The sequence below is a fragment of the Streptomyces sp. NL15-2K genome (assembly GCF_030551255.1).
Classification (GTDB): domain Bacteria; phylum Actinomycetota; class Actinomycetes; order Streptomycetales; family Streptomycetaceae; genus Streptomyces.
Window position 1 is genome coordinate 11,282,895 of sequence record NZ_CP130630.1, and the last position, 11,818, is coordinate 11,294,712.

The window sequence follows — 11,818 nt, forward strand, 5'->3', positions numbered from 1 at the left end:
CGTGCGATCGCAAGGCGCCGGAAGGTCCTCGATGGGGGTCCCCCCGCTCGAGCGAAGCCGAGAGTGGGGGAGGAGCTACTAGGGCCTTCCGGCAACGCGGCGAGCGTGCGTGCCAGGCGTCGCGAGCCGGGCGCCCATTCTGCTCGGAGCTCTCAGGCCCGGGCCACGCCCAGATCCGCGGGGGCGGCAGCGGTATCGGGGGAACGCTGGATGAGGACACGGACGACGTACACGCCCGCGACCGCCGACGCCGCCATGCACAGGGTGATCGACCAGAGCAGGACGGACGCGCTGTACTCCATCAGGGCGGGCGTGACGAACGCGACGCCCGCGAAGACCCCCCGCGACAGGGCGTAGGTGAGGCCCTGGGTGGTGCCGCGGGTGTCCGGGGGCAGCGTGAGCTGCGACCACACCTTGTAACTGGCCTCCCCCGCGAAGGGGTTGGAGATCTGGTAGAGCACGAAGAAGACGAGCATGCCGACGAGGGCGCCGGCCGTGAGGGAGGCGATGCAGAAGGCGACGATCTGCACGACGGTGAACACGTAGAACAGCCGGTCGCGCCAGGGGGTGTCGGCGATCCGGACGAAGACGAAGGTCAGCACCAGCGCGATCGGGAGGAAGGCCAGATTGATCCCGGTGGCCAGGCTCTGCGAGGCACCGCTGACCGTGACCAGCAGATAGGTGCCGAACTGGCCGAAGGTGTTGGCGCCGATGCCCCAGGTGACGTAGTAGGCGAAGGTCGCGGCCATCGGCAGCAACGCGGCACGGTTCCACACGTTCTTGAGCGCGGTGCCGCGCGGGGCGGCCAGCGCGGCCGCCTCGGCCTCCACCTCCTCCTCGGGCAGCTCGTCCGCCAGCTCCAGACGGGAGCGCAGCTGCCAGGTGACCAGCGCGGCGACGGCCAGATGGCCGGTGATGAGCCGCGCCCCGGTCATGCCCGTGTCCGACAGGAGGTAACCGAGGAACGTGACGACGACGATGCCCGCCATCCACATGACCTGCGTGAAGGACACCAGACGCGCCCGGCCGTCGGCGGGTGCGGCGTCCGAGACCACGGCCAGGGACGTCGGCAGGTCGGCACCGGCCGCCAGACCCGCCACGAGCACGCCGACGAACAGCGTGATGTCGTTCGGCGCCAGCGTGATGACGACCGCGCCGAGCGCGAAGCAGAAGATGTCCCAGTTGTAGACACGGCGGCGGCCGAACATGTCGGCCAGCCGTCCCCCGACGAGGGAGCCGACGGCGATGCAGCCGGTGACGATCGCGCTGATCGCGCCCGCCATCCAGACGCCCATGTCGTAACTGTCCCGGTAGATGGCCAGGTTGACGGCGATACTGACGATGAGGGCGGCATCCAGGTACGAGGCCATGCCCGACAGCGCCGCGACCTTCCACAGGCGCTTCGGGATGGGCTGTTTGGCGTGATCCGGGGCAGTGGGAGTTCGGGCCATGATGCGACTCCGTCGTCTTGTGAGGTCGCGGTTCCGGGGCCAAGTCGCAGCGAATATAGGGCGAGAAAAACGTTGCAACAAGATGTCGCGCACACATCCGCGGCACACGGCCGATCTCTTCCTCGGCTTCTCTGGATATGGCGCGGACGTTCCAGGCCGCCTACGGTGAAGGCGACCTAAAAACGTTTTAGGGGAAGGACCGCATCCGTGATCTCCCCCGCACTGGAGCAGCTCTTCGAGGATCCGCCCCGGGACTTCGGTCCCACGCCGCTGTGGTGGTGGTCGGGCGCGAAGGTCACCCGCGAGCGCCTCGCTTGGCAGATGCGCGGGTTCGCGGAGGGCGGCATCCACAACCTCGTCGTGATCAACCTGGCCCCGGCAGGCCCGAGTTTCGGCGCCCGCGCCGACGAGCCGGCGTGGTTCGGCGAGGAGTGGTGGGAACGCTTCACCGACGCCTGCGAGATCGCCCGGGACCTGGGCACGCGCCTGTGGTTCTACGACCAGATCGGGTTCTCCGGCGCCAATGTCCAAGGGAGCGTCACCCGACGGCACCCCGAGGCGGCGGGCCGGGCCCTGCGCTCGCGCCGGGCCGTCGTCTCCGGCGGCACCGTCGCCTTGGAGGGTCCCGAGACGCTGGTGGGCGCGTACGACATGACGGGCGCGCGACTGAGCGTCACCGACACCGCCCGGATCACGGTCGCCGACGGGAGCGAGGTACAGCTCGTCGTCTCCGTTCCCACGGCATTCGACTACCTGGACCCGCACGCCGTCGGCCTGCTGCTGGACGCCGTCCACCATGAGTACGACCGTCGCGTCCCGGAGTACCTGGGCAACGTCATCGCGGGCAGCTTCCAGGACGAACTGCCCGGCACGAACTCCTGGAGCCGCCGCTTCCCCGAGGAGTTCCGCTCCCGGCGCGGCTACGACCTGCTCGACCACCTGCCGGCCCTCTTCGATGACACCGCCCGGGCGACGAGGATCCGCGCCGACTACTACGCCGTCCGCGCCGAACTCACCGAAGAGGCCCTCTTCAGGCCGCTCGCCGCCTGGCACGACGAGCGCGGCATGCTCCTGGGCTGCGACCAGAGCAACCCCGCCCGCGCCGGCTACCCGGCCCAGTCGACGCAGCTCTACACGGACTACTTCCGCACCCACCGCTGGTACGGCGCCGCCGGCAGCGACCACCACGGCGACGCCAAGGTCCACTCCTCCATGGCGCACCTCTACGGCCACGAGCGCGTCTGGATCGAGGCGTTCCACTCCTCCGGCTGGGGCGGCACCCTGGAGGACACCTACGACTGGCTCCTGCCGTTCCTGCGCAGCGGCGCCAACCTGTACAACCCGCACGCCAGTTACTTCGGCACCGCGGGCGGCTGGTTCGAATGGGCACCGCCGTCCACCGACTGGCGTCAGCCGTACTGGCAGCAGTACCCGGCGTTCTCCCGGGCCGTCGCCCGGATCTGCTCGATCCTGTCCTGGGGCACCTACAGTGCCGACGTCGCGGTCCTGCACCCCACCGCCACCATGCAGGCGCTCCTCCCGCTGGACGCGCCCGTCCAGCACTTCGGCGACGGCCGCCTCGGCGACCGCCACACCGACGTCGACGAGACGCAGCGGCACTACCTGGAGCTCTGCGGCACCAACAACTGGCTCGGGCCCCGCATCGGCGCCCTGGACCGGCACCGCCTCTCCTTCGACGTCATCGACGACGCCTCGGTGCAGCGGGCCGGGGCCGCCGACGGCGCCCTGCGCATCAGGGACCTGGCCTACACCGCGGTTCTGCTGCCCTCGGCGAGCGTCCTGGAGGAGGAGACAGCGCGCCGGCTGACCGAACTCCTCGACGCCGGCGGGCGGGTCGTGGTGGTCGGCCGTCCACCCGCGGCGGCGGCCGGCCTGGCCGGTGACGACTCCGTCGTCGCGGCGCTGCTCGCCCATCCACGGCTGGAGCGGGTCAGTGACGCGGAGGCCGGCGCGGCGGCGGTGGCCGACACCGCCGGATACGCGACGGGCGATGTGCCCCTGCTCGTCAGGCGGAAGGACGACGTGGCGGTCGCCCTGGTGACGGGAGCCTTCCCCGACGCCCGTACGCATCCGCCCAGGGGCCACCATGACATCGACCCCGCGCGCTACGCCCACAGCTCCTCCGTCACCGTGCGGGCGGCGATCGCCGAGGCCGAGGTCTGGAACCCGGCGACCGGCGACCGACGCCCCGGACGCGTCACCGTCTCCGACGGCGTCTCCACCATCGAGGTGCCGTTGGAAGGCGCCCCCGCCGCCCTCGTCGTATGGCGCGAAGGCACCCCAGCGGCCCGGACCACGACACCGCCGTCGGGGCCGGTCGAGACGCTCGACGTCTCGACCGGCTGGGAGGGCCGCCTGGTGCTCACCATGGACAACACCTGGGGCGACCTGGCGCTGCCCGCGGGGTCGTCCGTGGCCGAGCCGCAGATCTGGAGCATGCGGTGGACCGAGACCGATGCGTGGGGCGAGCGGACGCGGGTGACGTACGGCAATCGGGTGCGCGTCCTGCATCCGGTGCCCTCCGAGAAGGCCCCCGACCCGCTGGACAGCGCCGCCGTGGAACGGATCCTGGCCGGAGAGCTGCCCCTCGTGCCCCCGGACGCGGGCTGGGGCGTCTCGCTGTACTCGTCGAGCCGCGGGATCCCGGATCCGGACGGGCTGCTCGGCAACAAGGGGCTGGTGGCCGAGGAGTTCGTGCGCGTCCCGGTCCCCGGGAGCGCAACCGTCGCCCGGGTCCGGTCGATCGTGGAGACCGACCACCGCGGACCCGCCGATCTGCACATCGGTGCGGCGGCGGCCAAACGCGTGTGGTGGAACGGCGAGCTGCTGGACACGGGCAGCGGCTATCTGGCGTCCGCCCGGGTGGACGTGGCGCAGCCCCGAAACGTGCTCGAGTACGAACTGGCCGACGCCCAGGACCGACCGTTGCTGATCTCAGGCGCCGCCGGCACCCCGCTGGGCAGCTACTTCTGTCTGTCCCGTCCGGACGGATTCACAGCGCGTCCGCAGTTCATGTCTCTGCCCGACGACGTACGACCGGACGGCCGCGTGACCTACCGCGCTCGGCTGCGACTTCCGAACCCCGGCGCGGAAGCGGTGCTCGTCGTGGGGGCCGCGGCGGGCGTCACCGTGCTGCTCGACGGCGATGTCGTGGCGCGGCAGGAGAAGGTGGAGTACTACGAGGCGGACTGGGGCGCGGTGCCGATGTTCTTCCGCCACCCACTGACACTCCGGGCGGGCGAGCACGTGCTCGAGGTGGTGGCCGACAGTGTCCACGCCCGGGACGCGGTGTTCGTCGATCTCGTGGCGTCCGCGGGTTCCTCCGCGACCGCGCTGGTCAGCGGCGCCGGCTGGGCGGCACAGACGGGGCAGTGGCGCGGACACACCGTCGAACACGAGGGCCGCTGGGGCGAGTTGCAGCACTGCTACGCCGCGGTACGGCCGCACCCGTTGCCGGACGCCGAGTGGCTCACCGGCGCTCCGGTGCTCGGCGCCGCCGTACTGCCGCTGCGATCCACCGACGACGTCCGCGCGCGTGCGCAGCGCTTCCGGTTCACCGTGCCGCCTGGCACCGTGTCGGTCGACCTGCCGCTGGAGCTACCCGCGCGGGTGCGGGTCGGGAACGGTACGGAGCAACTGCTGGACGGGGGAGGGGAGCTGACGCTCGACCAACCCCTCGGAGTACCCACGGAGATCGAGGTCGTCACCGCACCCACGGCCGTGCTGCGGGGCGGCTCCGCCTGGCGCGGGCCGGTGCGCGTCCGTACGGTACCGGCGCCGCTGCCGCTGGGAGACTGGCGCTCGCTGGGGCTGGGCGGTTGGAGCGGGGGCGTGACCTATACGCGTTCCCTGGAGGTACCGGCCGGGCTCGACCCGGTGCTGGATCTGGGGCGGGTGCGCGGCAGCGTCGCGGTGTTCCTCGACGGGGAACCCGTCGGCGAGGCGTTCTGCGCTCCGTACCGTTTCGAGCTGTGCGGCGCCGCCGGGCGTACCGTCCGCGTCGACGTCACCGTCCACAACACGCTGGCCCCGTATCTCGCCGAAGCGACGCCGACCGCCTGGGCCTTCCCCTCTCAGCTCTCTTCCGGCCTGCTGGGGCCGGTGACGCTGCGGATCCCCGGCCTCGACGCGGACCGGTAGGAGGTCAGGTACCGGAAGGCGACCGCGTGGAGTCCCGCAGGACGAGGCCGGGCGCGAACACCCGCGTCTCGTGGGCGTGTTCCGCGCGGGCCTCCACCTCGTCGAGGAGCATCTCCACGGCCGCCCTGCCGAGGTCCTCGACCGGCTGCCGGACCGTCGTCAGGGTCGTCCCCACGAAGCTCGCGATGTCCAGGTCGCCGTAACCGACCACCTGCACGTCCTCGGGAACCCGCACGCCCCGCTCGCCCAGGCCACGGCACAGTCCCGCGGCGAGGAAGTCGTTGGTGCAGAAGATCCCGTCGGGCAGTTCGTCGAGCCGGAGGGCGATCTCCGTGCCGTACGCCACCGTCATCTCCTCCGCCACGACCTGGCCCAGCCGCGCCTCACGACGGCTGCGCACGGCCTGCCGGGCGCCCTGGTACCGGTCGGCGCACTGCCGGATCCCGCGTTCTCCGTTCACGACGAGGATGTCGCGCGCTCCGCGGTCCAGGAGATGCTGCACGGCGATGCGGCCCCCGGCGATGTCGTCGACGGAGACGGAGCAGCCGTCCTGGGCCGGCATCGCACGGTCGGCCAGGACCAGGGGGATGCCGCGCTCACGCAGCCGCGCGAGCCGGGTGGGATCGGCGCTGAGCGGAACCACCACGGCCCCGACGGCCCGCTGTTCGACGAGCATGGTGAAGTAGCCCTGCTCCCGCTCCGGCGCGTCCCCGCTGTCACAGAGCACGAGGGAGTAACCGTGGTCGTACGCCGCGTCCGCGGCACCCCGTGCTATGCGGGAGTAGAACGAGTTGGCCACGTCGGGCAGCACCAGACCGATCGAGGACGACTGTCCGGTCCGCAGACCGGCGGCTCCCGGATGGGGAACGTAGTCGAGCGCGGCGACCGCGTCGCGGACCCGCTCGGCGGTGCGGGCGTTGACGCGCTCCGGTCGGTTCAGGACGTTCGACACCGTGGACACCGAGACCCCCGCGGCGGCCGCGACGTCCTGGATGCGGGCGGGGCGAGCCGAGATGGCGTCCATCCACCCCCCTCGCTGTGGCAGCCGTGCGACCAGGCACGACGTGGTCCTCATGGGCGACGCAAGTCTACCCCGGCCGCGGTTGAAACGTTTTCCGTGTCGGCACGACCGCACGGCGAGCCCCCGGGTCGGACCATGGGCAGGTGCCGTCAGGCGGGCTGCGGGGTTGCCTTTCTGGCTCTGGCTCCCCATCGGCGGGTGCGGTAGGTGCCCGCCAGGCGGCAGGCGGCGTAGAGGGTGAACGAGATCGTCGTGACGTAGGGGCTGATGGGGATGGATCCGCCCAGGGCGAGCAGGATGCCGCCCTCGATGGAGACGACGGCGAAGAGGACGCTGAGCAGCGGCAGCAGCACCGGTGACGCGGTGATGCGGGCCGCGGCCGCGGCCGGGGTGACGACGAGGGTGAGCACCAGCAGCGCGCCGACGATCTGGACGGACAGGGCGACCGCGAGGCCGAGCACGATCATGAAGGCGAAGGACAGCGCACGCACCGGCACGCCGCGGGCCGCGGCGACGTCCGGGTCGGCGCTGGCGAAGGTCAGTGGACGCCACATGAGCGCCAGGGCGAGCACGACCACGGCGGAGGTGCCGAGCAGCCAGGACATCTGCGGGGTGTCGACGGCGACGATCTGACCGGTCAGGAGGCCGAACTTGTTCGCCGCCCGGCCCTTGTAGAGGGCGAGGAAGAGCACGCCGAGCCCGAGGCCGAACGGCATGATGATGCCGATCACCGAGTTGCGGTCACGGGCGCGTGCGCCCAGGACCCCGATCGCGCCGGCCGCGAGGAGCGAGCCGACGATCGAGCCCGCCACGATGTTCACCTCCATCAGCAGCGCCGCGGACGCGCCCGCGAAGGACAGCTCGCTGATGCCGTGCACCGCGAAGGGCAGATCGCGCATGATGACGAAGACCCCGGCCAGGCCGCCGACCAGGCCGAGCGCGGCACCGGCGATGAGGGAGTTGCGCACCAGCGCCAGGAGTTCGCCGTAGTTCTCGAAGCTGAAGATCTGCTGCCAGACCCCGTCGGCGAGCGTCATCGGTGTACTTCCTCGATCTCAGGGGTGTGGTGCGGTGGCGCGGCCGGCTCGTCCGGGGCTCCGACCACCACGACGCGGCCGCGGACACGGACGACGTCGACCTGTGTGCCGTAGAGCCGCGACAGCGACTCGGAGGTCAGGACCTCCTCCGGGGTGCCGACCCGGTGACCGCCGGGCGCCAGGTACAGCACCCGGTCCACCAGGCCGAGCACCGGGTTGATCTCGTGGGTCACGAAGACCACCGCCGTGCCGTGGGAGTGGCGCCGGGCGTCCACCAGTTCGGTGACGGCCCGCTGGTGGTGCAGGTCGAGGGAGAGCAGCGGCTCGTCGCACAGCAGGATCCGCGGATCGGTGGCGAGGGCCTGGCCGATGCGCACGCGCTGCCGCTCGCCTCCGGACAGCAGGCCGAGCGGGACGTCCGCGTACGCCGAAGCTCCGACCGAGGCGAGGATCTCGTCCACCCGGCGGCGGACGTCGCGGTTGCGCGGCCGTGGCCCGAAGCGGTGCCCGTCGATGCCGAAGCGCACGAGGTCGCGGGCGCGCAGCATGGCCTGCGCGGACATCTCCGCCTGCTGGGGGACGTAGCCGAGATGCCGGCATGCCTCGCGCGGGGGCCGGCCGAGGACCGTCAGGCTCCCGGCCGACAGCTGCTGACGGCCCAGCAGGGCCCGGACGAAGCTGGTCTTGCCCGATCCGTTCGGCCCGAGCACGGCCAAAAACTCCCCGGGCCGCACCGCCAGGTCGAGGCCCTGCCAGACCACGCGCTCGCCGTACGACAGTGCGGCCCCGCGCAGACTGATCACCGCACCGGTCCCGGAGGCCTCGGTGGCCCGGCTCACTTGGCCAGCGCGCTCGAGAGCGCGTCGACGTTGGCGGTCATCCAGCCGAGGTAGTCCTTGCCCTGGGGCAGGGTCTCGGTCACCGGCACGACGGGCACGCCGGCCGCCTTGGCCGCGTTCTCGGCCTTCTCGGTCTGCGGTCCGGAGGTCTGCTCGTTGTAGACCAGGGCCTTGACCTGCTTGTCCGTGAACAGCGCCAGCGTGGTCTGCAGGACCTTCGGGGAGACGTCGTCGCCTTCCTCGATGGCCTCGCTGAACTCCGCGGGCGTCTTGTTCACCAGGCCGCACGTGTCGAGCAGGTACAGCGGCACGGGCTCGGTGATGGCGACCGCCTCACCACCGTGGTCCTTCTTGATCTGCGCCTCCTTCGCCTCCAGAGTCCGGAGCCGCGTCTTGAAGGTCGCGGCGTTCTTGGTGAAGGTGGCCGAGTCGTCCGGGTCGGCCTTGCCCAGCGCGGCGGCGATACGGTCGGCGATCTTGGCGACGGTGGGGAAGTCGTACCAGACGTGCTCGTTGAGCTCGCCGCCCTTCGGGGCGGTCTTGCCGGAGACCTTGACGGCGTTGATCACCTCGGCGGAGGAGCCGCTGCTCTTGAGCATCCGGTCGACGAAGTCGTCATAGCCGCCGCCGTTCTCGACGACGACCTTCGCCTTGGACAACGCCAGCTGGTTCTGGGTGTCGGCCTCGTAGGAGTGCGGGTCCTGGTCGGGGTCGCTGATGATCGAGGTGACGTCGGCCTTCGCGCCGCCTATCTGCTCGACGATGTCGCCGTAGACGTTCGTGGAGGCGACGACGGTGACCTTGGACGAGGCGGCCGGCTCTTGCGAGCCGCCCCCGTCACCACCGGAGTCCGACGAACTGCCGCACCCTGCGAGGAGGGCCAGGGAGGCGCCGGTGATCAGGGCGAGGCGCCAGGACGACGGGGACGTGGGCATGGGCATGGGTCCTCTACGACAGGTGGGAGCAGGGGTGTTCCCGAGAGCGGGACCCGGCGCGGACCGGGCCCGCTACACGCTAGATGGAAACGAATGTCAGAACCATGGCTGGATTCGGACCATGTCCAAATCCTTGCCGGCGCTTGACGCCCCCTATGGATTGCGCCACCTGCGAAAGGCCGGTCAGCTCTGCGGCTGGCTGATGTTGACCATCCAAGGGATGCCGAAGCGGTCGGTGCACATGCCGAACACGTCGCCCCACATCTGCCGCTCCAGCGGGACGGAGACGGAACCGTCGGCGGACAGCTTCTCCCAGTAGCCGCGCAGTTCGGCGTCGTCGTCGCCGCTGAGGCTGATCGAGAAGTTGTTGCCGGGTGTGTGCTCCATGTCCGGCGGGGTGTCGGCACCCATCAGGGTGAAGCCGCTCGTCGTCTCCAGCATGCCGTGCATGATCTTGTCGGCATCCGGGCCTTCCTGCCCGCCGATCTCCGCGTAGGTGTTGAGGTTCAGGGTCCCGCCGAAGACCTCCTTGTAGAACTCCATCGCCTGCCGGGCGTCGCCGCCGAAGCTGAGGTAGGGGTTGAGGCGCGAAGTCATGAAACCTCCATTAGTGGTGCAAATGGGCTGATTCTCTACGGATCAGTATCCGAAGAGTGAAGAGTTCTGTCTTCCGGATCGGCCCCGCTCCGGCGATGTAAGGGTTCCGTCATCTTTCTCGGGGTCCACGACGGCCGTCCGCCCCGTTGAATGGGACAGCGACAGGAACTCACAGGAAGCGGGGCGGGGATGGGGCGCGTGCGGAAGGTGCTGGTCGGACCGTGGGGCATCGGAGTGCTGGTGGTGGCCGTCGTCGCAGTCGGCTTCGGGATGTACTGGTTCCAGCCGTGGAAGCTGTGGCAGGACGAGACCGTGGACGAGGCGCTGCCCGGCGTCGTGGAGGCCGCCGGGCCTCCCGAGGCGGCGCCTTCCGTGAGCCCTTCCGCGTCTCCCTCCGGGCCGCGGACGCTGGCCGGCGGTGAGCTGATCAGCCACGAGCACGCGACCTCGGGGACGGTGAAGCTCGTACGGCTGGCCGACGGCTCCCACGTCGTCCGGCTGGAGAACCTCGACACCAGCAACGGCCCGGACCTGCGCGTGTGGCTGACCGACGCGCCGGTGAAGGAGGGGAAGGCCGGCTGGCACGTCTTCGACGACGGGGAGTACGTCAGCCTCGGCAAGCTCAAGGGGAACAAGGGAAGCCAGAACTACGCCGTGCCCGCCGACATCGACCCCGCCCGCTACGGCAGCGTCAGCATCTGGTGCGACCGTTTCGACGTCTCCTTCGGCGCCGCCGAGCTCGCCCGCGCCTGACGTCGCGTTCGAGGTCGCGCAAGTCCTTGGCCAGGGAGGAACGGACGGAGCACGGCCGTACGCTCTGCCGGCTGCCGGCAGGGTCTGGTTCTCGCGGCATGTCGTCGGGGTTCTTCGAGCGGGTTGGCGTGATCATGGCGGCATGACCCATATGAGCCGCCGCACAGTGCTGGCCTCCGCCCTTGCGACCGCCGCCGCGGGAACGCCACTGGTCACCGGAGTCGGAGTGACCACGGCGCATGCCACCGGCGAGGACGACTTATACAGCTCGAACACCGACCTCTACACCCAACTGGCCGGGCAGGAGGGTACGGACTTCGGCCGTCGCTACAAGCGGCACCAGATGCTCGACAGCGAGTCCTCCGGGAAATCACCGTTCCATCGCACGACCATCATGGCCCTGCACGGCGGCGGTATCGAGATCGGCACCTCCGAACTCTGCCTGGGCATAGCCGGGTACGACCCGAAAGACCTGTCGGTCTGGACCCCGGACGGCGGGCCTGTCCACGACTACTGGATGTTCGAGGGCCTCCTTTCCACGGGCAACAGCAAACTGCACGTCACCTCGAAGAACTGCGACGATCATGTCGCCCGCTCCATGGCCGCGAGCAGCCTCAACGTCCTGAGCCTGCACGGCTGCAAGGAAGAGCAGGCGGGCGCCACCATGTCCGTGGTGGTCGGTGGACTCAACGCCGACTTCAAGACGTATCTGCACGACGAACTGCGGGCTGCCGGTTTCAACACCATCGACGGATCCACCAAGCCGGACCTCGCGGGCGTCAACACGACCAACCCCTGCAACCTGACCATGCTGGGCAAAGGCGGGCAGCTGGAGATCACCACCGACCTGCGCCAGAGCCTGTTCGGTGACTACAGCAGCCGTGCCGCGCGCGCCAGGACGGCGACCTCCGACGCCGACTTCGTCCTCTTCACCGGCGCCTGCCGTAGGGCGATAGCCCGCCTCGAGGCACGCGCCGAGCAGCAGATCCTCTGACCTCGACCTACCCGGAGCTGCCGGAGTCGA

Annotated in this window: 9 protein-coding genes; 3 read left to right on the plus strand and 6 right to left on the minus strand. The window is 70.5% G+C overall.

Annotated elements, in window-relative coordinates:
* Positions 1-152: 152 nt before the first annotated feature.
* Positions 153-1,451 (minus strand): MFS transporter, encoded by a 1,299-nt coding sequence (locus Q4V64_RS49315; protein WP_124444719.1) that lies wholly within the window; start codon positions 1,449-1,451, stop codon positions 153-155.
* Between the two features lie 207 nt (positions 1,452-1,658).
* Between Q4V64_RS49315 and Q4V64_RS49320 the strand changes: the two genes are divergently transcribed.
* Positions 1,659-5,612, plus strand: a complete 3,954-nt coding sequence (locus Q4V64_RS49320) for a glycosyl hydrolase (RefSeq protein WP_124444720.1) — start codon at positions 1,659-1,661, stop codon at positions 5,610-5,612.
* A 4-nt stretch (positions 5,613-5,616) separates the two neighbouring features.
* Here the strand turns inward: Q4V64_RS49320 and Q4V64_RS49325 are convergent, their stop codons facing one another.
* The 5 genes from Q4V64_RS49325 to Q4V64_RS49345 all read right to left on the minus strand — a co-directional run bounded on the left by Q4V64_RS49325 (position 5,617) and on the right by Q4V64_RS49345 (position 10,041).
* On the minus strand, positions 5,617-6,636 hold the full coding sequence (locus Q4V64_RS49325) for a LacI family DNA-binding transcriptional regulator (RefSeq protein ID WP_124444721.1): 1,020 nt from the start codon (positions 6,634-6,636) through the stop codon (positions 5,617-5,619).
* Positions 6,637-6,782: 146 nt separating this feature from the next.
* Positions 6,783-7,670: a metal ABC transporter permease gene (locus tag Q4V64_RS49330; protein WP_124444722.1), complete on the minus strand. Its 888-nt coding sequence runs from the start codon at positions 7,668-7,670 to the stop codon at positions 6,783-6,785.
* Positions 7,667-8,473 carry an ATP-binding cassette domain-containing protein gene (locus Q4V64_RS49335; RefSeq protein ID WP_124444759.1) on the minus strand — a complete coding sequence of 269 codons (807 nt, stop codon included), beginning with the start codon at positions 8,471-8,473 and terminating at the stop codon, positions 7,667-7,669. Before Q4V64_RS49335 ends, Q4V64_RS49330 begins: the two co-directional genes overlap by 4 nt.
* 32 nt (positions 8,474-8,505) lie before the next feature.
* Positions 8,506-9,444, minus strand: a complete 939-nt coding sequence (locus Q4V64_RS49340; protein WP_124444723.1) for a zinc ABC transporter substrate-binding protein — start codon at positions 9,442-9,444, stop codon at positions 8,506-8,508.
* A gap of 183 nt (positions 9,445-9,627) precedes the next feature.
* The gene (locus Q4V64_RS49345; protein ID WP_124444724.1) at positions 9,628-10,041 is read right to left on the minus strand and encodes a VOC family protein; all 414 of its coding nucleotides are present in this window, start codon (positions 10,039-10,041) and stop codon (positions 9,628-9,630) included.
* A 189-nt stretch (positions 10,042-10,230) separates the two neighbouring features.
* Here Q4V64_RS49345 and Q4V64_RS49350 point away from each other — a divergent pair, with 189 nt between their 5' ends.
* Both Q4V64_RS49350 and Q4V64_RS49355 read left to right on the plus strand, forming a co-directional pair.
* Entirely contained in the window at positions 10,231-10,794 is a 564-nt protein-coding gene (locus tag Q4V64_RS49350; protein ID WP_124444725.1) for a DM13 domain-containing protein, read from the plus strand.
* Between the two features lie 142 nt (positions 10,795-10,936).
* Positions 10,937-11,788: a poly-gamma-glutamate hydrolase family protein gene (locus Q4V64_RS49355; RefSeq protein ID WP_124444726.1), complete on the plus strand. Its 852-nt coding sequence runs from the start codon at positions 10,937-10,939 to the stop codon at positions 11,786-11,788.
* The last annotated feature ends 30 nt before the right edge of the window (positions 11,789-11,818 follow it).